This window comes from Streptomyces sp. NPDC101227, assembly GCF_044767545.1.
GTDB lineage: Bacteria > Actinomycetota > Actinomycetes > Streptomycetales > Streptomycetaceae > Streptomyces.
Genome location: NZ_JBIWOD010000005.1, coordinates 1 through 21,945, shown reverse-complemented (window position 1 = coordinate 21,945; position 21,945 = coordinate 1). Strand labels below are relative to the sequence as shown.

15 protein-coding genes are annotated in these 21,945 nt (G+C 67.6%); 12 read left to right on the top strand and 3 right to left on the bottom strand.

All coding sequences use genetic code 11. The annotated features are described in order from the left end of the window. The first annotated feature begins 37 nt into the window (after positions 1-37). Both ACIRPT_RS12445 and ACIRPT_RS12440 read left to right on the top strand, forming a co-directional pair. Positions 38-1,159: a lipid II:glycine glycyltransferase FemX gene (locus ACIRPT_RS12445; RefSeq protein WP_403499774.1), complete on the top strand. Its 1,122-nt coding sequence runs from the start codon at positions 38-40 to the stop codon at positions 1,157-1,159. A gap of 78 nt (positions 1,160-1,237) precedes the next feature. After that, positions 1,238-2,269 carry an alanine racemase gene (locus tag ACIRPT_RS12440; protein WP_403825955.1) on the top strand — a complete coding sequence of 344 codons (1,032 nt, stop codon included), beginning with the start codon at positions 1,238-1,240 and terminating at the stop codon, positions 2,267-2,269. An 82-nt stretch (positions 2,270-2,351) separates the two neighbouring features. Here the strand turns inward: ACIRPT_RS12440 and ACIRPT_RS12435 are convergent, their stop codons facing one another. Together ACIRPT_RS12435 and ACIRPT_RS12430 are read right to left on the bottom strand one after the other, a co-directional pair. Continuing rightward, positions 2,352-3,842, bottom strand: coding sequence for a glycosyltransferase family 87 protein (locus tag ACIRPT_RS12435; protein WP_403825952.1), 1,491 nt, complete (start codon positions 3,840-3,842; stop codon positions 2,352-2,354). A gap of 139 nt (positions 3,843-3,981) precedes the next feature. Then, the gene (locus ACIRPT_RS12430; protein WP_403825949.1) at positions 3,982-6,645 is read right to left on the bottom strand and encodes a transglycosylase domain-containing protein; all 2,664 of its coding nucleotides are present in this window, start codon (positions 6,643-6,645) and stop codon (positions 3,982-3,984) included. 361 nt (positions 6,646-7,006) lie between these two features. On the opposite strand from ACIRPT_RS12430, the gene ACIRPT_RS12425 reads away from it, so the two are divergent. The 3 genes from ACIRPT_RS12425 to ACIRPT_RS12415 all read left to right on the top strand — a co-directional run bounded on the left by ACIRPT_RS12425 (position 7,007) and on the right by ACIRPT_RS12415 (position 10,168). Next, positions 7,007-7,681 (top strand): PadR family transcriptional regulator, encoded by a 675-nt coding sequence (locus ACIRPT_RS12425; RefSeq protein WP_403499785.1) that lies wholly within the window; start codon positions 7,007-7,009, stop codon positions 7,679-7,681. A gap of 47 nt (positions 7,682-7,728) precedes the next feature. Then, the gene (locus ACIRPT_RS12420) at positions 7,729-8,811 is read left to right on the top strand and encodes an inositol-3-phosphate synthase (RefSeq protein ID WP_403499788.1); all 1,083 of its coding nucleotides are present in this window, start codon (positions 7,729-7,731) and stop codon (positions 8,809-8,811) included. A 76-nt stretch (positions 8,812-8,887) separates the two neighbouring features. After that, positions 8,888-10,168 carry an MFS transporter gene (locus ACIRPT_RS12415; RefSeq protein ID WP_403827048.1) on the top strand — a complete coding sequence of 427 codons (1,281 nt, stop codon included), beginning with the start codon at positions 8,888-8,890 and terminating at the stop codon, positions 10,166-10,168. A 123-nt stretch (positions 10,169-10,291) separates the two neighbouring features. On the opposite strand, the gene ACIRPT_RS12410 is transcribed toward ACIRPT_RS12415, so the two are convergent. Continuing rightward, the gene (locus ACIRPT_RS12410; RefSeq protein ID WP_403825944.1) at positions 10,292-11,767 is read right to left on the bottom strand and encodes a CCA tRNA nucleotidyltransferase; all 1,476 of its coding nucleotides are present in this window, start codon (positions 11,765-11,767) and stop codon (positions 10,292-10,294) included. A gap of 182 nt (positions 11,768-11,949) precedes the next feature. Here ACIRPT_RS12410 and ACIRPT_RS12405 point away from each other — a divergent pair, with 182 nt between their 5' ends. The 7 genes from ACIRPT_RS12405 to trxA all read left to right on the top strand — a co-directional run bounded on the left by ACIRPT_RS12405 (position 11,950) and on the right by trxA (position 21,743). Next, positions 11,950-14,262, top strand: a complete 2,313-nt coding sequence (locus ACIRPT_RS12405; RefSeq protein ID WP_403825941.1) for a DUF6049 family protein — start codon at positions 11,950-11,952, stop codon at positions 14,260-14,262. 46 nt (positions 14,263-14,308) lie between these two features. Further along, a complete protein-coding gene (gene murJ / locus ACIRPT_RS12400) occupies positions 14,309-16,531 on the top strand; it encodes a murein biosynthesis integral membrane protein MurJ (protein WP_403825938.1) in 2,223 nt (740 codons plus the stop codon). 107 nt (positions 16,532-16,638) lie between these two features. Next, positions 16,639-18,366 (top strand): protein kinase family protein, encoded by a 1,728-nt coding sequence (locus ACIRPT_RS12395; protein ID WP_403825935.1) that lies wholly within the window; start codon positions 16,639-16,641, stop codon positions 18,364-18,366. A 291-nt stretch (positions 18,367-18,657) separates the two neighbouring features. Beyond that, the gene (gene sigM, locus ACIRPT_RS12390) at positions 18,658-19,353 is read left to right on the top strand and encodes an RNA polymerase sigma factor SigM (protein WP_403825933.1); all 696 of its coding nucleotides are present in this window, start codon (positions 18,658-18,660) and stop codon (positions 19,351-19,353) included. Next, a complete protein-coding gene (locus ACIRPT_RS12385) occupies positions 19,350-20,279 on the top strand; it encodes an anti-sigma factor family protein (RefSeq protein ID WP_403825930.1) in 930 nt (309 codons plus the stop codon). Before sigM ends, ACIRPT_RS12385 begins: the two co-directional genes overlap by 4 nt. Before the next feature lie 114 nt (positions 20,280-20,393). Beyond that, complete coding sequence (gene trxB / locus ACIRPT_RS12380; protein WP_403825928.1) at positions 20,394-21,368, top strand: thioredoxin-disulfide reductase; 975 nt, start codon at positions 20,394-20,396, stop codon at positions 21,366-21,368. 48 nt (positions 21,369-21,416) lie between these two features. After that, positions 21,417-21,743: a thioredoxin gene (gene trxA, locus ACIRPT_RS12375; protein ID WP_403499809.1), complete on the top strand. Its 327-nt coding sequence runs from the start codon at positions 21,417-21,419 to the stop codon at positions 21,741-21,743. The last annotated feature ends 202 nt before the right edge of the window (positions 21,744-21,945 follow it).

Below are 21,945 nucleotides of genomic sequence, written 5' to 3'. Positions count from 1 at the left end.
CCGACAATGGGGACACACCTGCCGAGGAGCGCCCCGCATGAGCCTGACCCTGAGGACCATCAGTCGAGAGCAGCATCTGGCATACATCCAGAGCCTGCCCGCGGCCAGCCACATGCAGGTTCCTGCCTGGGCGGACGTCAAGGCCGAATGGCGCGCGGAGAGCCTGGGCTGGTTCGACCCGAGCGGCGAGCTGGTAGGCGCCGGCCTCGTCCTCTACCGCCAGGTGCCCAAGGTCAAGCGCTACCTCGCCTATCTCCCCGAGGGACCGGTCATCAACTGGTACGCGCCGAACCTCAAGGACTGGCTGCAGCCGATGCTCACGCATCTCAAGCAGCAGGGCGCCTTCACCGTGAAGATGGGCCCGCCGGTCGTCATCCGCCGCTGGGACGCCGCGGCGATCAAGGCCGGCATCCAGAGCCAGGACGTCAAGCGCCTGCGCGACGTCGAGGCGACCCACATCGAGCCGCGCGCCTTCGAGGTGGCCGACCAGCTGCGCCGTATGGGCTGGCAGCAGGGCGAGGAGGGCGGCGCAGGCTTCGCCGACGTCCAGCCCCGCTATGTGTTCCAGGTGCCGCTCGCCGACCGCAGCATGGAGGAGGTCCACAAGGGCTTCAACCAGCTGTGGCGTCGGAACATCAAGAAGGCCGAGAAGGCCGGTGTCGAGGTCGTCCAGGGCGGCTACGAGGACCTGGCCGAATGGCAGCGGCTCTACGAGATCACCGCGGAGCGCGACAAGTTCCGTCCGCGACCGCTCAGCTACTTCCAGCGCATGTGGACCTCCCTCAACACCGAGGACCCCAACCGCATGCGGCTGTACTTCGCGCGGCACAACGGCGTGAACCTCTCCGCGGCGACGATGCTGGTCGTCGGCGGGCACGTCTGGTACTCCTATGGCGCCTCCGACAACATCGGCCGGGAAGTCCGCCCGTCCAACGCCATGCAGTGGCAGATGCTGCAGGACGCCTACAAGCTCGGCGCCTCGGTCTACGACCTCCGTGGCATCAGCGACTCGCTGGACGAGAACGACCATCTCTTCGGCCTGATCCAGTTCAAGGTCGGCACGGGTGGGCAGGCAGCGGAGTACCTCGGTGAGTGGGACTTCCCACTCAACAAGCTCATGCAGAAGGCATTCGACATCGCGATGTCTCTCCGCGGATAGCCTGCGCACCGCCGACAGCTCCACCGCACCGTTCGTACCCTGAGACACCCAGCTACGAGAAAGGTCCCGGGCCCGGCCATGGCGCTCACTCTCTACGTCGACACCGCGCGCTGGCGGGCACACCAGCAGAGCGTGCTCCAGCAGTTCCCCGGGCTGGTCCCGGTCTGCAAAGGCAACGGTTACGGCTTCGGCCACGAGCGCCTCGCCGAGGAGGCAACCCGCCTCGGTTCCGACATCCTCGCGGTCGGTACGACCTACGAAGCGGCCCGCATCAAGGACTTCTTCAGCGGCGACCTGCTCGTCCTGACCCCGTTCCGGCACGGCGAGGAGCCGGTGCCGCTGCCGGACCGGGCGATCCGCTCGGTCTCCTCGGTCGAGGGTGTGGGCGGGCTGGTCGGCGCCCGGGTCGTCATCGAGGTCATGAGCAGCATGAAGCGGCACGGCGTCAAGCCGGAGGACCTGCCGAAGCTGGCCACGGCCATAGAAGACGTCCGGCTCGAAGGGTTCGCAATCCATCTGCCGCTGGACCGCGCCGACGGCTCCGACGCCGTCGAGGAGGTCATCGGCTGGATGGACCAGCTACGCGCCGCCCGGCTGCCGCTGCACACCATGTTCGTCAGCCACCTCAAGGCGCAGGAACTCGCCCGGCTCCAGCAGCAGTTCCCGCAGACCCGCTTCCGTGCACGGATCGGGACGCTGCTGTGGCTCGGCGACCACGAGGCCACCGAGTACCGCGGCTCGGTCCTCGATGTGACCCGGGTCGCGAAGGGGGAGCGCTTCGGCTACCGCCAGCAGAAGGCGGCCTCCGACGGCTACCTGGTCGTGGTGGCCGGCGGCACCTCGCACGGCGTCGGCCTGGAGTCCCCCAAGGCGCTGCACGGCGTGATGCCGCGCGCCAAGGGCGTGGCACGAGCCGGCCTGGCAACGGTCAACCGCAATCTGGCCCCGTATGTATGGGCCGGTAAGCAGCGCTGGTTCGCGGAGCCGCCACACATGCAGGTGTCGATCTTGTTCGTGCCGGGGGATGCACCGGAGCCCCAGGTCGGCGAGGAGCTGGTGGCCCACCTGCGCCACACCACCACCCAGTTCGACCGCATCGTGGACCGCTGACCCGGCCTCCGTAACGCCAAGGGCCCGGTGCCGCAGACATCTTCTGCGACACCGGGCCCGATGCTTGTCCACCGGGGTCGGCTTACTTCCGTACGGCGCCCCAGCGCACCGCCGCCGCCCCTTCGAGGTGCGCCGCGTGCCGTGGCTCATGGGCGACCCGCCCGAGCACAAACGCATCGGGCGCCCGGTCCAGGACACCGCCCGACGGGTCATCGTCCCCGTCCCTGCGCACCACATCGCGCTCCGGCATCAGGATGTCCCGTACGACCACAGCGCACAGATACAGCGTGCCCAGGAGGTGCAGCGCGATGGCGAGCTGATAGCCCTCGGGCGGCAGCCCCTGATGCTTGTCGCCGTTGCTGGTGTACGCGAGGTACATCCAGATCCCGAGGTAATACATGACCTCGCAGCCCTGCCAGATCAGGAAGTCCCGCCAGCGTGGGCGGGCCAGCGCGGCGAGCGGGATCAGCCACAGGACGTACTGCGGCGAGTAGACCTTGTTCGTGAGGATGAACAACGCCACGACGAGAAAAGCAAGCTGCGCGAAGCGCGGCCGGCGCGGTGCGTACAGAGTGAGCAATCCGATGACGCCGCAGCCGACGATCATCAGCAGCGTGGCATAGGTGTTGGCGTTCTCCAGGGGGTTGCCCGTGCGCTGGGAGATCAGGAGCCAGAGTGAACCGAAGTCGATCGGCCGTTCCTGGCTGAAGGTGTAGAACTTCGCCCAGCCCTCCCGGATGTGGAAGCCGGCCGCATCATGCGTGATCATCACCGGCAGGTTCACCACGAGCCAGGCCACCACGGCGCCGGTGAGGGCTCGGCCGTACGCCCGCCAGGCCCCCGCGCGCCAGCACAGCACCAGCAAGGGCCCCAGCAGCAGCACCGGGTACAGCTTTGCCGCGGTCGCCAGGCCGATCAGTACGCCGGCCGCCAGCGGGCGGCTGCGCGACCACATCAGCATCCCCGCAGCGGTCAGGGCGACTGCCAGCAGGTCCCAGTTGATGGTGGCGGTGAGGGCGAAGGCGGGCGCCAGGGCGACCAGCAGTCCGTCCCAGGGACGGCGGCGGTGGGTGCGGGCCACACAGACCGCCATGATGGCGGCACACACCATCAGCATCCCGGCGTTCACCAGCCAGTAGATCTGCTCACTGGGGACTCGGTCCTGGATCGTGCCCGGGAGCGGCGTCATCCATGAGGCGACCTCCATGAAGAGGCCGGTCAGCACGGGGTACTCGAGGTACTCCATATCGCCGGGCAGTCGCTGGAAATACGGGATCAGACCGTCGGCGAAACCCCGCCCCACATAGAGATGGGGAATGTCGGAGTAGCAGGCGTGGGTGTACTGGGTCGTGGCGCCGAAGAACCACCCGCCGTTGTAGCAGGGCAGCTTCTGCACCATGCCGAGCGCAAATACGCCGATGGCGACCAGCGCGATGACCCGCACCGGCGTCAGCCAGTTCGTTCCGAGCAGCGCGCGCCGGCCGATCGGACCGCCGATCAGCTCGCTCCCGGCCGCCGCCACCTCATCCCTGTTCGTCGGCCGTACAGGCTCGTCCTGTCGCACGCTCGTCATGGCCCCATCCTGCCGTACGGTCCCCGGCCGCAGACGGCAAAGCCCCCGCCCGGTCATCCCGGGTCGGGGGCTTCGTGAGTCCGTGTTTCACGTGAAACGGTCTGCGTGTTTCACGTGAAACATCTCGCGGTGATGGACGCTAGCTGCCGTTGGGGCCGCCGAAGATGCCGCCACCGCCGCCGGTGGGATCGGGCGTCGGAGTCACGTCGCCTCCGGTGTCACCGCCCGGTCCCCCGCCGGGTCCGCCACCGTTGCCTCCGCCATTACCCGTGCCGCCACCGTTGCCTCCACAGCCGATGTCCCACTTGGAGCAGGTCTCGCTCGGGCTGGGGGACGGCGAGTCGCCGGGGGTGGCGGACTCGGACGGCGTCTCGGAGGGCTCCTGCGACGGCGTCGGGGTCGGGGTCGGCTTGGGCGTCGGCATGCCTGCCTCGTTCACCGGCGGACCGACGGACGACGTGGGCGCCTCGAAGTCCTTCGACGGGATATGCGCCGCCAGCATGTACTCGGTCCACACCTCAGTGGGCAGGGCGCCACCGTGGATCGAGTCGAAGCCACCGACTCCGTTCATGGACAGCTGGCGGGGATTCTGCGGGTCCTCACGGAACATCGTCACGGACGTCGAGAGGCGCGGCGTGTAGCCGACGAACCAGGCCGATTTGTTCTCGTCGGTGGTGCCGGTCTTGCCAGCAGCCGGAATACCCAACCGCTTCGCTTCCTTCGCCGTGCCGTTCTGGATGACGTTCTGCAGCACCTTGGTCACGGTGTCGGCGATGTTGGGCTGCAGCGCCGACACCTGCTCGGGCTTCTCGAAGCCCGGCAGGTCCTTGCCTTCCGACGTCACCTTGGTCACCGAGTACGGATCGACCTTGGTGCCCGAAGCAGCGAAGGTCGCGTAGGCATTGGCCATCCGGATCGCACTCGGCGTGGAGGTGCCCAGCGCGAACGACGGGTTGAGGTTCTTGTCGAAGCTGTCCCGTGAGATACCCGCCGACTCCGCCACGTCCCGCACCTTGTCCATACCGACATCCATGCCGAGCTGAACGAACGGGGTATTGATGGATTGCTCCATCGCCTTGGTCAAGGTGATGTAGCCCCAGGGATGGTTGCTCTCGTTCTCCTGATAGAAGGGCGAGTTGTCCCGCTTCAGGACGTAGCCGCCCTCTGCGTTCTTCACCTTGAGATGGTCGTCGCCGTTGTACTTGCTCTCCGGAGGGATCGGCGCACCCTCGCTGGCGGCCGTGCCGTACTTCATCGCCGCCGCAAGAACGAACGGCTTCCAGGTCGAGCCGACGGGCACACCATAGGTGTCGGCGTTATTGCTGAAGTGTCCCTTGTCGTAACCCTCACCGCCGTACAGCGCGACGATCCTGCCATCGCCGGGCACCACGGAGGCGGCACCGAACTGGACGTATTTGTCCTTCGCACGCTTCTTCGGGTCGATGTATCGCTTGTCGACCTTCTTGACCGCGTCGGTGAGTTTGTTGACCTTCGACTCATCGAAGGTTGTCTGGATGGTGTAGCCGCCCCTGTCGAACTCCCTCTCGGTGAGGTTGGAGTGCTTCAGGACATACTTCTTGGCGGTGTCCATGAGGTAGCCGATCTGGCCGGCCTTACTGGCCACCGGCTTCGGGTCTTCGACGTGCGGGAACTTCGTGATCTTGAGTCGATCCTGCTTCTTGATCATCCCGTTCGCGACTTCCCGATCAAGGATCCAGGACCATCGCGCCTTCGCCCGCTTGGTGTTGTCCGCCCGGTCGGAGTTCGGCCCGGAACCGCCGGCCGGGTCGTAGAGGTCGGCGCCCTTGAGCACCGTTGCCAGCAAGGCGCTTTCGCTCCGCGACAGCTTCCCGGCGTCCTTGCCGAAATACGCCTGGGCCGCGGCCTGGATGCCGTAGGCACCGCGCCCGTAGTAGCTGGTGTTGAGGTACCCCTGCAAGATCTCGGGCTTGCCCTTGAGTGCCCCGACCTTTATCGAGATGAACAGTTCCTTGAACTTACGGTCCAGCGTCTGGTTCTGGGTCAGCATCGCGTTCTTGACGTACTGCTGCGTGATGGTCGAACCACCCTGGGTTTCCCCACCCTTGGCCATGTTGAACAGCGCGCGTGCGATACCCATGGGGTCTACGCCCGAGTCGTGCCAGAACGAGGCGTTCTCGGCTGCGACCGCCGCGTCCTGCATCGAATCGGGGATCTGGGCAATCTTGAGGTTCTGCCGATTCGTCTCGCCGTCGCGGGCCATGACCTTGCCGCCGGCCCAGAAGTAGACGTTGTTCTGGGCCATGGCGGCCTTGTTCTCGTCGGGAACATGCACCAAGGCCAGCGCGACGCCGGCAGCTCCGACGATCAGACCGAGGAAGCCTACGCACAGGCTGGTGACCTGTTTCCAGGACGGCACAAAGCGGCGCCAGCCGTTGCGGTTGGCACGCGGATAATCGATCCAGCGCTTCTTGACAGGCTTCGCGCTGCCACGCCCTCGGCCGCCTCCCTCGGGGCCGTTGCCGCCGCCACCGGTGCGGCGGCCTCCACGGCCTCCACCACCATGACCACCGGGGCCGCCGCCGGCGGCCATCGCAGCGGAATCTGATCCGCGCCGGCGGCCGCCGCGTTGCGCGGCCCGGCGGGCTTCGGCACGTCCACCGTACGGCCGCTCCTGACCATGCGGATCGGAGGTGGGCGGCGGGCCGGCAGCCGAGTCTCGCGAGGGCGCGGCACGACGCCCTGTTGACTGCTGCGCGGCACGTCGGGCCGCGGCACGTCCGCCACCTTGTGGCTGTGGCGGTTTGCGACGGTGCTCGCTCATGGAACGATTACTCCTCGGGCAGGCGCGCTTTCTCGTCGCCTGAAGGCGGCAGTTGTCTTCAGGTCCCCCCGATGCACGGCCCACTCGTGGGGTGAGGGCCGCACTACACCGAGGACGGGGACGCCAGATATCGGTCCGCGGTTCCCGGCAGTCTGCATGCCGCACAGACTACGCACCGCCAAAACCTGCCCAGTGTTGAAATTCACTCCAAATCAGTCAGGTTGCGTGCAGCGAATTGGTGATGTGACGCCGTTCACCGTGCCCCCGCTTGTTCCATTCGAGGCACCGTTCTATCGTCTGGATGTATCGAGTCGATACATCAGCACGAGATAAAGAACGCACCGGGCCAAGGAGGCGGAGGATGAGCAGACGTTCCGGCATCCTCGAGTTCGCCGTCCTGGGCCTGCTTCGGGAGTCTCCGATGCACGGCTATGAGCTGCGAAAACGGCTCAACACCTCGCTCGGTGTCTTCCGTGCGTTCAGCTACGGCACCCTCTACCCCTGCCTCAAGGCGCTGGTCGCAAGCGGCTGGCTCGTCGAGGAGACGGGCGACGCCCCGGAGGGCGCGCCCGGCGCGGCACTGTCAGGGCGCCGGGCAAAGATCGTCTACCGATTGACCGCAGAGGGCAAAGAGCACTTCGAGGAGCTGCTCGCCCACTCCGGACCGGATGCGTGGGAGGACGAGCACTTCGGCGTCCGCTTCGCATTCTTCGGTCAGACGTCGCGGGACGTTCGGATGCGCGTGCTGGAGGGCCGCCGCAGTCGGCTGGAGGAGCGCCTTGAGAAGATGCGCACCTCTTTGGCCAGGACCCGCGAGCGGCTGGACGACTACACCCTCGAACTGCAACGCCACGGCATGGAATCCGTGGAACGCGAAGTCCGTTGGTTGAACGAGCTCATCGAGAGTGAGCGCACCGGGCGCGATCAGCGCGCACCGGATCCCGCAGAGCAGGACAAGAAGTCAGAAGATGCGGGCGGCCTGCCCCGGCACCGGGGTGGTTCCCGGCCGGATCCGTCCGATGACACCACCACATGAGGCCCTGCGGTGCCAGGTCCTCATCGAGAACACAGGGAGCAACCGGAATGGGTTCGGTTCGCGTAGCCATCGTCGGCGTGGGCAACTGCGCCGCCTCGCTGGTACAGGGCGTCGAGTACTACAAGGACGCCGACCCGAAGAGCCGCGTGCCCGGCCTCATGCACGTGCAGTTCGGCGACTACCACGTGCGTGACATCGAGTTCGTGGCGGCCTTCGACGTCGACGCCAAGAAGGTCGGCCTCGACCTCTCGGACGCCATCGGCGCCAGCGAGAACAACACCATCAAGATCTGCGATGTGCCGAACGCCGGCGTGACGGTCCAGCGCGGTCACACCTTCGACGGTCTGGGCAAGTACTACCGCCAGACCATCGAGGAGTCCGCAGAGGCCCCGGTCGACATCGTCCAGATCCTCAAGGACAAGCAGGTCGACGTTCTGGTCTGCTACCTCCCTGTCGGCTCCGAGGACGCGGCGAAGTACTACGCCCAGTGCGCCATCGATGCCAAGGTCGCCTTCGTCAACGCCCTCCCGGTCTTCATCGCCGGCACCAAGGAGTGGGCGGACAAGTTCACCGAGGCCGGTGTCCCGATCGTCGGTGACGACATCAAGTCCCAGGTCGGCGCCACCATCACGCACCGCGTGATGGCCAAGCTCTTCGAGGACCGGGGCGTCATCCTGGACCGCACGATGCAGCTGAACGTCGGCGGCAACATGGACTTCAAGAACATGCTCGAGCGCGAGCGCCTGGAGTCCAAGAAGATCTCCAAGACCCAGGCGGTCACCTCCCAGATCCGGGACCGTGAAATGGGCGAGGACAACGTCCACATCGGCCCGTCGGACTACGTGGCCTGGCTGGATGACCGCAAGTGGGCCTACGTCCGCCTCGAGGGCCGCGCCTTCGGTGACGTCCCGCTGAACCTCGAGTACAAGCTCGAGGTCTGGGACTCCCCGAACTCCGCGGGTGTCATCATCGACGCCCTGCGTGCCGCGAAGATCGCGAAGGACCGGGGCATCGGGGGCCCGATCCTCTCCGCTTCCTCGTACTTCATGAAGTCGCCGCCGGTGCAGTACTTCGACGACGAGGCGCGGGAGAACGTCGAGAAGTTCATCCAGGGCGAGGTCGAGCGCTAAGACGTTCGCCTCACGCAGCCCGCAGGCCTCCGGGAATTCCACCCGGGGGCCTGCGGGCTGTGTGAGGCTGTGCGCCATGCATGCAGTGCGCGACCTCCGCGTATTACTCCGGCTCCGCGACTTCCGTTCCCTCCTCGCCGTACGGCTCCAGTCCCAGGCTGCCGATGGTGTCTTCCAGGTCGCGCTCGCCACATACGTCGTGTTCTCACCCGAGAAACAGGCCTCGCCCGCGGCCATCGCCTCCGCCATGGCGATCCTGCTGCTGCCTTACTCGCTCCTCGGGCCGTTCACGGGAGTGCTGCTCGACCGCTGGCGCCGCCGCCAGGTTCTGCTCTATGGAAATCTGCTGCGCGCCGTGCTCGCCGCCGCGACCGCCGCATTGATCGTGGCTCATGTTCCTGACTGGCTCTTCTATGCCTCGGCGCTCTCCGTGACGGCCGTGAACCGCTTTGTACTGGCCGGTATCTCGGCCTCACTGCCACGCGTGGTCGACGGTGAACAGCAGCTGGTGATGGCCAACTCCGTTTCGCCCACAGCCGGAACGCTTGCCGCGACCGCCGGCGGCGGGCTCGCATTCGCCGTCCGGCTCGCCGGCTCACATGTCGACGCCTTTGTCGTGCTGCTTGCCTCGGCTCTCTATCTCTGTTCGGCCCTCACTGCCCTGCGCATGGCACCGACACTCCTCGGGCCCGACCCCGCCCGGCTCCAACCACATGTGTGGGCAGCCCTGTTCAGTACTGTGCGGGGACTGGTAGAGGGTCTGCGCCACCTCAAGGAGCGGCGCACGCCGGCCCGCGCCCTGACGGCAATGACCTTGATCCGCTTCTGCTATGGAGCTCTGACGGTCACGGTGCTGATGCTGTGCCGCTACTCCTGGGCCGACACCGAATCCGACGGCCTGGCCCTGCTCGGGATCACCGTAGTGGTGTCCGGAGTCGGCTTCTTCGCGGCCGCTCTCGTCACACCGTGGGCGGTCGAGAAGCTCAGCCCGTTCGGATGGATCGCCTGCTGCGCGGCCATGGGAGCCGTACTGGTGCCGACGCTCGGGCTGTTTTTCGCCCCCGAGCCGATGCTGACCGCCGCGCTGATGCTCGGGCTCAGCACCCAGGGAACCAAGATCTCCACGGATACCGTGGTGCAGTCCACGGTCGACGACGCGTTCCGAGGCCGGATCTTCGCCATCTACGACGTGCTGTTCAACGTGGCCTTCGTGGGTGCAGCAGCGGTCGCGGCGCTCATGCTGCCGCCGGACGGACGGTCCGTCGTGCTGCTCATCGTGGTGACCGTTCTCTACGCGATCGTCGCCACGGCATTGGCCCGACCCTGGCGACGATGGGGCAAGTCTCCCCTTGAATAACGGGGCCTCAGCCCACGGGGCGGCGCCCACCCATCCGCGTAGGGCGATGTTTCACGTGAAACACCGCCCCATGTTTCACGTGAAACATGGCGGTTCATCGACCGAACGTTTCACGTGAAACATTCAGCCCTGCGCGGTCCACCACTCCTTCAAAGCGGCAACCGCCGCGTCCCGATCCATGGGGCCGCGCTCCAGTCGCAGTTCCAGCATCGCCTTGTAGGCCTTGCCTACCTCTGGCCCCGGCGCAATCCCCAGGATCTTCATGATGTCGTTGCCGTCCAGGTCCGGTCGGATGGCATCCAGCTCTTCCTGCTCCTGGAGCCGTGCGATGCGCTCCTCAAGCCCGTCATACGCCCGCGACAGCGCATTGGCCTTGCGCTTGTTCCGGGTGGTGCAGTCCGAGCGGGTCAGCTTGTGCAGCCGCTTCAGCTGCGGGCCGGCGTCACGCACATAGCGCCGGACCGCCGAGTCCGTCCACTCACCCGTCCCGTATCCGTGGAAGCGCAGATGCAGCTCCACCAGGTGCGAGACGTCCTTAATCATGTCGTTCGAGTACTTCAGCGCAGTCATCCGCTTCTTGGTCATCTTCGCCCCCACCACCTCGTGGTGGTGGAAGGAGACCCGCCCGTCCGACTCGAAGCGCCGCGTTCTGGGCTTGCCGATGTCATGCAGCAGAGCCGCCAGCCGCAGCACCAGATCGGGCCCGTCCTCTTCCAGGTCGATTGCCTGCTCCAGGACGGTCAGCGAGTGCTCGTAGACGTCCTTGTGACGGTGATGCTCGTCACTTTCCAGCTGCAGCGCGGGCAGCTCGGGCAGCACCCGGGCGGCGAGCCCTGAATCGACGAGCAGCCGGAGCCCCTTGCGCGGGTGCGCCCCAAGGATCAGCTTGTTCAGCTCGTCCCGTACACGCTCCGCGGAGACGATCTCGATCCGCTCCGACATCGCCTTCATCGCGGCGACCACCTCGGGGGCGACCTCGAAGTCCAGCTGGGCGGCGAAACGGGTCGCGCGCATCATCCGCAGCGGATCGTCGGAGAACGACTCCTCCGGCGTCCCCGGCGTCCGCAGCACGCGCGATGCCAGGTCCTCCAGCCCGTCGTGCGGGTCGACGAACTCCTTCTGCGGCAACAGCACTGCCATGGCGTTCACCGTGAAGTCCCGACGGACCAGGTCTTCCTCGATGGAGTCGCCGTAGGACACCTCGGGCTTGCGCGAGGTGCGGTCGTACGCCTCGGAGCGGTAGGTCGTGACCTCGATGTCGAACGAGCTCTTCTTGCAGCCGACCGTGCCGAAGGCGATGCCGACCTCCCACACCGCGTCCGCCCACGGCCGGACGATCTTCAGGACGTCCTCGGGACGGGCATCGGTGGTGAAGTCCAGGTCGTTGCCGAGCCGCCCGAGCAGCGCATCCCGCACCGAACCCCCGACCAGGGCAAGCGTGAACCCGGCCTCCTGGAACCGGCGGGCCAGATCGTCCGCTACGGGGGACACCCGCAGCAGCTCGCTCACGGCACGGCGCTGGACATGGTTCAACGCGTTCGTCGACTGCGGCGTCCGCTCGGTCGGCGGGGTGGGGAGGTCATTGTTGGCGTTCGGCACAACAAAACAGAGTACGTGGCTGCGCTGTAGGAAGCGTCACGTTAATAAAGGGGACGCGGCGGCCGGCGCCGTCCCGGCGATCATGTGGAGCAGTCCCCGGCACTACGGCGCAGCGGGCCTCGTTACCATTCGTGGACGCACATTCCGACGACCACTGACGACGACGAGGGACGGGCGAGCGCGTGGCCGAGGCGGCAGGGTTCCAGGGGACTGAACGGCCGCGCGGCCGATGGCTGCGCAGGACCGTGGCGCTGTTCACCGGAACACCCCTGCTCACAGGCCTGCTGCTGGCCCCGCAGGCCCCCTCCGCACAGGCCGCCCCGACGGGCTCCCGCCCGGTCGACATCAGCATCGAATCGATGACGCCGTCGGCTCCCACGAAGGCGGACACGGTCACGGTCTCCGGCACGCTGACCAACGACGGCAGCAGGACGATCACGGACGCGCACGTCGGAATGCACCGTGGCGTATCTCTCGGCGGCCGCAGCTCCATCGACACCGCGTCCCGGCACACCGGCTACGTACCCGGCGTCGACGGACCGGAGGTCAAGGGCCACAAGGAGAAGATCGACAAGCTGGATCCCGGTGCCAGCCGCCCCTTCTCCCTCAGCGTGCCGGCGACGGACCTCGACCTCGGCGAAGACGGTGTGTACCGGCTCAGTGTCACGCTGTCAGGGCGTACCCAGACCTCGCCCTTCGAGCAGGTGCTCGGCATCGACCGGACCTTCCTGCCCTGGCAGAAGGGGGACGCAGGCAAGAAGACCCAGCTCACCTACCTGTGGCCGCTCATTTCCGACACCCATCTCACTGCTGAGACCGACGCCGCGCAGACGCCGGTCTTCCGCAACGACGATCTCGCTGCGGAGCTCGCGCCCGGCGGCCGGCTGCAGCAGATGGTGACGCTCGCCAAGAACCTGCCGGTGACTTTCGTCATCGATCCCGATCTGCTCGCCAGTGTCGACGCCATGACCAGGACGTACAAGGTTGGCGGCCCGGACGGCCCGGCGGGCAAGAATCAAGCCGTCGCCAAGCAGTGGCTGAACGACCTCCAAAAGGCAGTGAAGACGCACGAGGTCGTCGCCCTGCCGTTCGCCGACCCCGACCTCGCCTCGCTCGCACACCACGGCAAGAGCGTCCCCAGTGCCCTCAGCCACCTCGGTCCGGCCACCGAGCTCGCCGCCACGACCGTGGACACGGTGCTGGGGGTCACACCGCGTACGGACTTCGCCTGGCCCGTCGACGGCGCCATCGACTCCTCGACCGTCGATGTCGCCACCTCGGCCGGTGCGCACAACGTGATCACCCGCAGCGACAGCCTGCGCGAGACCGGCGGACTGCCCTACACACCGACAGCGGCGCGGCCCATCGGCGGTGGCAACACCGCCATCGTCGCGGACGCGCGGCTCTCCCGGGCATTCGAAGGCGATATGTCGAAGGCGGACAACGCCTCCCGCGCGATTCAGCAATTCGTCGCCCAGACGCAGATGATCAACCTCCAGGCACCGGACCGGCAGCGCAGCATCGTCGTCGCCCCCCAGCGCATGCCCTCGGCCGAACAGGCCCATGCGATGGCCACCGCTCTGCGGAATCTGGAGGACGCGGGGCGGTGGACACAGCCACTGGACCTCAGCGATGCGACCAACGCGAAGCCCGACCCCGCGGCCACCCGTCAGGTGCCGAGCGGCGCCGCCTACCCGGGCTCGCTGCGCAGGGAAGAGCTTCCCACCGAGGCCTTCCGGAAGATCCAGGAAACCCAGGCGGCACTGGACGACTACCGCGTGATCCTGGCCCAGCCGGAGCGCGTGGTGACCCCGTTCGGCACCGCCATACTGCGCGAGATGTCGACCGAGTGGCGGGGCGACCCGACCGGTGCCGGGGCCTTCCGTAACTCCGTGCGCGGCTATCTCGACGGCCTGACCAAGAAGGTCCACCTGATCCAGAAGTCGGATGCGACACTCTCCGGGCGCAGCGCGACGATTCCTGTGACGGTGCAGAACAACCTGGTCCAGGGCGTCGAAGGCATGACCCTGAAGCTGACCTCGTCCCAGCCCAACCGTCTGGACGTGGGGAAGTCACAGCAGATCAAGGTGGACGGCGGGCACAGCCAGTCGTTCAAGTTCGACACCACGGCGAATGCCAACGGTCGTGCCTGGGTGACCGCCCAGCTCTACACGGCCGACGGAAAGCCCTACGGTGAACCGATGACGTTCCAGGTGAACGTCACCGAGATCACCGCGACTGTGATGCTCGTCATCGCCGGCGGCGTGCTGCTGCTGGTCCTTGCCGGCGTACGGATCTACCTCCAGCGCAAGCGGATGGCCGCGGCGCCCCCGGAGGACGGACCCGACGGCGAAGACCCGGACGGCGAGGAAGGCACGAACGGCGACAACGGCGGCACGGACGGCGACAAGCCCGAGCAGCCGAGTGACCCCGCGCCGGACACCGGTTCGGAAAGCACCGACCCGTCCGGCTCAGGTGAGAAAGTGGACCGTTGATAGATGGCGGGGCCGGATGGCCCGCGACGGATGAGATGGGGCAGCGATGAACGCGCCGTACGACGGTGACCGCAGCCGGGACGCCCATGGCGACCCGGCTGGGCCGGTCCCTGCGACGCCCCAGGTGCCCGCAGCTCCCGGCCCCTACGCCCAGGACCCTTACGTCCAGGACGCCTACCGCAACGACCCGCACCACGCTCCGCCCCCGGGGGTCCCGGATCCGGGCGCCCAGGCGCCCTACGACCGCGCCGCGCACTCCGCGCCCCCGCTGGACCACACCCAGCCGCTCTACCAGCAGCCCCCCGCGGCACAGCACGCCCCCGACCCGCAGCTCTGGGCGACGCCCACCCCACCCGACTCCCGTGCCGGGGGACCCGAACCCCACTACGTTGACGCCGCGACCACGCAATTCGTGGGTGTCGACGACCTGATCACCCAGGCATCCGACGAGCGCTCGGAACCCGACGCCTTCGCGCATCTCTTCCGGGACCAGCAGCCGTACGAGCCCCAGCACCCCGCTCCGGCCCCGGCACCCGCCGTGGCCGGGGGAGTGGGCGCGCCGACGCCGGAAGCCGTACCCCCGCAGCCCGCGCCGACGCCCGAGCCCGCTCCCGCAGCCGCCGGCAAGCAGTCCGGCGGCAAGGCCTCGGGACTGCTCAAGTCCAGCGCGGTGATGGCCGCCGGAACCATGGTGTCCCGGCTCACCGGCTTCATCCGCTCCGCGCTGATCGTCGCGGCGCTCGGCGGCGCGGTCCTCGGTGACTCTTGGCAGGTCGCCTACCAACTGCCGACGATGATCTTCATCCTGACCATCGGCGGCGGTCTGAACTCCGTCTTCGTCCCGCAGCTCGTCCGCGCGATGAAGGAGGACGACGACGGCGGCGAGGCCTACGCCAACCGCCTGCTCACGCTCGTCATCGTGATCCTCGGAGCACTGACCGTCCTGGCCGTGGTCGCCGCACCGGTCCTGGTGAAGCTGGTCTCGTTCGATATCTCCCGCGATCCGGCGGCCAACGAGGTCGCCGTCGCCTTCACCCGCTACTGCGTGCCCACGATCTTCTTCATGGGTCTGCACGTGGTGATGGGGCAGATCCTCAACGCCCGCGGCCGCTTCGGCGCGATGATGTGGACCCCGGTCCTCAACAACATCGTCATGATCGCCACCTTCGGCCTGTTCATCTGGGTCTACGGCTCGGCCAAGACTTCCCACATCGGCGTCACGACCATCCCCACCGAGGGCATCCGGCTGCTGGGCATCGGCACCCTCCTCGGCCTCGTCGTCCAGGCGCTGGCGATGATCCCGTACCTGCGGGACGCCGACTTCAAGCTCCGGCTGCGCTTCGACTGGCGCGGCCACGGCCTGGGCAAAGCCGCCAAGCTCGCCAAGTGGACGGTGCTGTTCGTCCTCGCCAACCAGGCGGGCGTCCTCGTCGTCACCCAGCTCTCCACATGGGCCGGTAACACCGCCAACGAGCAGGGCCACCCCGGCACCGGCTTCATCTCCTACGCCAGCGCACAGCTGATCTGGAACATGCCGCAGGCGATCATCACCGTCTCGGTGATGGCGGCGCTGCTGCCACGCCTGGCACGCTCCGCGCACGACGGCGACACCGCGGCCGTCCGCGACGACATGTCCCAGGGACTTCGTACCTCGGCCGTCGCCATCGTGCCGATCTCGTTCGGCTTCCTGTCCCTCGGTATCCCGCTGTGCACCCTCGTCTACGGCTCGTCCGGCGCCGGTATCCCGATGGGCTACATGCTGATGGCCTTCGGCGTCGGCCTGATCCCGTTCTCGGTGCAGTACGTCGTCCTGCGTGCCTTCTATGCGTACGAGGACACCCGCACCCCCTTCTACAACACGGTGATCGTCGCCGCGGTCAACGCCGCCGCCTCCGCCCTCTGCTTCCTGATCCTCCCCGCGCGCTGGGCCGTGATCGGCATGGCGGCCTCCTACGGTCTGGCGTACATCATCGGCGTGGGTGTGGCCTGGCGCCGCCTGGGCAAGCGGATGGGAGGCGACCTCGACACCGCGCATGTCGTGCGCACCTACGCACGGCTGGCCGGCGCCAGCATTCCGGCCACGATCGTCTCCGGGGCCGCGGTGTACGGCATCATGCAGGCACTCGGCAGCGGGTTCACCGGCTCGCTCGCCGCCCTCGTCGGCGGCAGCGCCGTACTTCTGGCGGTCTTCTACGCGGCCGCCCGGAAGATGCGGATCCAAGAGTTGAACGCCCTGGTCGGGATGGTCCGCGCCAAGCTGGGTCGCTGACCGGGCACAACCATCGACCGCCACCGTGTGTCGTGCATAGTGGCGGACTGTGGGCACAATTGTCTTGGCTCATTGAGCCTGCAACGGATGGGGAGGCAGGAACGACGGTGGCGGAACGGAGCACGGCTGCCGTCGACGTGGCCGACACGAGCGGTGAGGAACCGCTGACCGCCAAGGCGGGTCAGGCCACGGACGACGGAGCGGAGGCCGAGAAGGTATCCGGCGGGGAGAAGGACACCGCAGGCAGTGACGAGACTGGTGCCGCGGCGGCCGACTCCCAGCCACCGGAGCTGCACAGTGGCCATAAGCTCGCCAGACGCTACCGCCTCGAGGAGTGCGTCACCCGTCTGGACGGATTCAGCAGCTGGCGCGCGGTCGACGAAAAGCTGCGCAGAGCCGTCGGCGTGCACATCCTGCCCGCGGACCACCCGCGGGCCCGCCCGGTGTTGTCCGCCGCCCGCTCGTCCGCGCTTCTCGGTGACCCCCGGTTCGTCCAGGTCCTCGACGCCGTGGAGGAAAACGACCTCGTCTACGTCGTCCACGAATGGCTGCCGGACGCCACCGAGCTCACCACCGTCCTTGCCGGCGGCCCGCTCGAAGCGCACGACGCCTACCAGCTCGTCAGCCAGGTCTCCCAGGCCATGGCCGCCGCGCACCGCGAGGGCCTGGCCCATCTGCGGATCACTCCCGGCTCGGTGCTGCGAACGGAGTCCGGCCAGTACCGTATCCGTGGCCTGGCGGTCATGGCCGCGCTGCGCGGCATCACCTGTGAGCACCCCCAGCGCACGGACACCGAAGCGATCGGCGCACTGCTGTATGCCGCGCTGACCCAGCGCTGGCCGTACGAGAACGACGCCTACGGTCTCACCGGTCTGCCCAAGGGCGTCGGGCTGATCGCACCGGACCAGGTGCGTGCGGGGGTCCACCGCGGGCTGTCCGAACTCGCCATGCGCGCGGTCGTCAACGATGGCGCCACGGCTTCCCGGCAGGAGCAGCCCTGCACCACTCCGGAAGAGCTGGCCAAGGCAGTCGCGGCGATGCCGCGCATCCGGCCCCCCGAGACGACCTTCAACACGCCGCCGCCCTACCAGCGCACCGGATACCAGCAGGGCACCTACCGCCAGTCGCCGGCCCGCAACGGCCAGCCAGGCCGGCCGACGCAGGCCATCCCCACCCCGCCGCCCCCGCTGCAGAGCCGTACCGGCAAGGCGCTGAAATGGTCCGTCTCCGCGCTGCTCATCGCGGCCCTGGGACTGGGCAGCTGGCAGCTCGCGGACACCCTGCTCTCGCTGGAGGGCGACAAGGACGGCCCGAGCAGCTCTCACACCACCGGCGGCAAGGCCAAGACGCCGGCCGACAAGCCAATCAAGATCGCAGACGCCGAGGAGTACTACCCGGACGGCAAGCCGCAGCACCCCGGCCAGGCCCAGGACACCCACGACGGGGACGCCGGCACTTTCTGGTACAGCAAGACCTTCAAGGAAGGCCCCGACCTGAATCCGGCCTTCAAGCAGGGCGTCGGCCTCATCTACGACGTGGGGTCGAAACAACGGATAAGCAGCGCGTCGATCGGGCTGCACTACGGTGGCCCCCGCACCACCGTGACGCTGTACGCGGCCAGCTCTCTCTCGCCGTCTGAGCCGGTGAGTTCCATGCAGAAGCTCGGTACTGCTCAGACCTCGCAGAAGACGGCCGAGATCAAGATCGATAAGCCGGTGAAGGCTCAGTACATCCTGGTGTGGATCACCGCGATGCCGTACTCCCCGGCGGATCCGGAAACGTACAGCGGCGAAGGCTATAAGCAGGGCGTGACGGAGGTTTCCTTCACCAGCTGAGCAGGTAGCAAGCTCAGCGGCTGCCAGGGTCAACGGAAACCGGTCCGTGAGCGGGAGGGATACTTCCGGCTCACGGACCAGGGCCTGAGCGGCTACGCAACATGCGGGACCATCGGGAGCAACCATCCGAATGCCCGCACAACTACTCGCGGCCTGACACGACGGTCACGTGCTGCAGCGATCTCCAGAGTCGCCGGGAACCGCCGGGGCCCCGATTTCATCGGCATTTACTTTCCTGACCTGGCGGGCTTCAATGGAACCCGAGATCAGGCAGCTACGGCCGGGGGGCCCGTGTCCACCGACAGCGACGAGGCTTCGACACCAACCGACGCCGATCTCCTTGCTCTGCATGTGAAGGGCGATCCCGATGCGTTCGGGGAGATCGTCCGACGCCACCGCGACCGCCTCTGGGCCGTGGCACTGCGCACCCTCGGAGATCGCGAAGAAGCCGCGGACGCCGTCCAGGACGCACTGGTCTCCGCCTACCGCGCGGCCCACACCTTCCGTGGGCAGTCCGCCGTGACGACCTGGCTGCACCGCATCACGGTGAACGCCTGTCTGGACAGGGCACGCAAGGCCGCCTCCCGGCGCACCTCACCCGTGGCCGAGACCGAGCGACTGGAACAGCTCCTCGAACCCCAAGAATCCGCGGCCGTTCCCGCCGAGCGCCAGGATCTGCACCGGCAACTGCTCGGCGCGCTGCGCACACTTCCCGAGGAACAGCGCGCCGCGCTCGTCCTCGTCGATATGCAGGGCTACCCCGTCGCCGAAGCAGCCGCGGTCCTCGGTGTGCCGACGGGAACGATCAAGAGCCGCTGCGCCCGGGGCCGTGCGCGGCTCCTTCCCTTGGTCACCCATCTGCGCGCAGACGGCGGGGATAGCCGGCCCGCAAGCGGGGGAAGGAACCGGGCGCAGGGGACATCCGTCCCACCGACGGCAGGACCGAAGGACACAGGTGCCGTGAAGGGCGGAGGTGGGCGATCGTGACGTCGACGACCGGCTCGGATGAGCACCCGGAGGTCTCCGAGATTTCCGACCTCACGGACGGACTGCTGCCCCCGTCCCGCACCAGGGAACTTCGCCGCCATCTCGCCGGCTGCCCGCTGTGCGCGGACGTCTACGCATCACTGGAGGAAATCCGGGGGTTGCTCGGCACACTCCCCGGCCCGGCGAGGATGCCGGCCGATGTCGTGGGGCGCATCGATGCCGCGCTCGCAGCCGAGGCGCTGCTGAACTCCACGACGCCCTCCACGGGGACTCTTGTTTCACGTGAAACATCGACCGCCGCCGGTTCGGTTTCACGTGAAACCGATGTGGAATCGCCCACACACAGCGCTCCCTCGGACCGGCCGGCGGGTCGCCCCAAGGGCGCCTCCGGTCCCGGCCGCCGGACACCCAGCAGCCGCTCGTCCCGTGCACGGCGTTGGCCCCGCGTTCTGCTCGGTACGGCAGCGGCCGCCGCAGCCCTCAGCATCGGCGGACTCCTCTTCCAGAACGCCGCCACCGACGGCACCCGGGCCACCCACCAGGACCGGGCGAGCGCACCCGCCGAGCACAGCTCCGGCGGTTCGGCGCTGACGTCGGCATCCCTCGGAGCGCATGTCCACGGACTGCTGGCGGCGAAACACGGACACAAGACTCCTGAGATCGGCACCCGCAGCTCTCCCGAAACACCGCTGCGCGGTAGTGCCGACACCGTCCCCTCGTGCGTGCGCCAAGGCATCGGCCGCACAGAAACTCCGCTCGCCTCCAGCCACAACACCTACAACGGCAAGGACGCGTATCTCGTGGTGCTGCCACACGCGTCCGACCCGTCGCGCGTCTCTGCCTATGTCGTGTCTTCCTCCTGCGTCTCTGCCACCCCACCGGCCCCCGGCAAGGTCCTGCTGACCCACTCGTACCAGCGAGACTGAAACGACGAGACGTGCGCTGTGACACTCCGGGAATGCTCGCCCCGTAGGATCCGTTGGGTGGGGTGAGAGTTCCGATACCCCAGCAAGCCGTCGGCAGAGACAAGGAAGACACCCGTGAGCGACGTCCGCAACGTGATCATCATCGGCTCCGGGCCCGCGGGCTACACCGCAGCGCTCTACACCGCCCGCGCGTCCCTGAAGCCGCTCGTCTTCGAAGGTGCCGTCACCGCCGGCGGCGCACTGATGAACACCACCGACGTGGAGAACTTCCCCGGTTTCCGCGACGGCATCATGGGGCCGGACCTCATGGACAACATGCGCGCCCAGGCCGAGCGCTTCGGTGCCGAGCTCGTCCCGGACGACATCGTCTCGGTCGATCTCTCCGAAGAGATCAAGACCGTCACCGACACCGCGGGCACCGTCCACCGGGCGAAGGCCGTCATCGTGAGCACCGGCTCCCAGCACCGCAAGCTCGGGCTGCCCCGTGAGGACGAGCTGTCCGGCCGTGGCGTCTCCTGGTGCGCGACCTGCGACGGGTTCTTCTTCAAGGGCCAGGACATCGCCGTCATCGGCGGTGGCGACACCGCGATGGAAGAAGCAACGTTCCTCTCCCGCTTCGCCAACTCCGTCACGGTCGTCCACCGCCGCGACGCCCTGCGGGCGAGCAAGGCGATGCAGGATCGCGCCATCGCCGACCCGAAGATCAAGTTCGTGTGGGACAGCGAGGTCGCCGAGATCCACGGCGAGAACAAGCTCACCGGTCTGACGCTGCGCAACGTCAAGACCGGCGAGACCTCGGAGCTCCCGGTGACCGGCCTGTTCATCGCGATCGGCCACGACCCGCGGACCGAGCTGTTCAAGGGCCAGCTGAACCTGGACGACGACGGTTACCTCAAGGTCGAGGCGCCCAGCACTCGTACGAACCTCAAGGGTGTCTTCGCCGCCGGTGACGTCGTCGACCACACCTACCGTCAGGCGATCACAGCGGCCGGCACGGGCTGTTCCGCCGCCCTGGACGCCGAGCGATTCCTTGCGGCGCTGTCGGACGGCGAGGCCACGGCCGAGCCGGAGAAGACCATCTCCGCCTGACCATCGTCACCCCCAACTTTTCACCACCCACCGAGTAAGGAGACAGCCATGGCCGGCGCCACGGTGACCGTTACGGACGACAACTTCGAAGAGGTCGTCCTCAAGAGCGACAAGCCCGTCCTCGTCGACTTCTGGGCCACCTGGTGCGGCCCGTGCCGCCAGGTCGCCCCGTCTCTGGAGGCCATTGCCGCCGAGCACGACGAGATCGTCATCGCCAAGCTGAACACCGACGAGAACCCGGCGACCACCGCCAAGTACGGCGTCATGTCGATCCCGACCATGAACGTCTACCAGGGCGGCGAGGTCGTGAAGACCATCGTCGGCGCCAAGCCGAAGGCCGGGATCGAGCGCGAGCTGGCGGACTACCTCGCCTGAATCACGCGGTCACGTTTCACGTGAAACATTGGGCCCGTCCCCTTTCCAGGGGGCGGGCCCGTTCTCTTACTGAGCCGATCTCGGCGTTCCCGGCTGAAGGCGCTAGATGTGCTGTCCCGGCACGTTGGTGACACGCGCGCTGGGTGCTTGAACGAGGTGAGGGCCTTCTGGCTCGGTGGGGATTGCGACATCTACCGCCGAG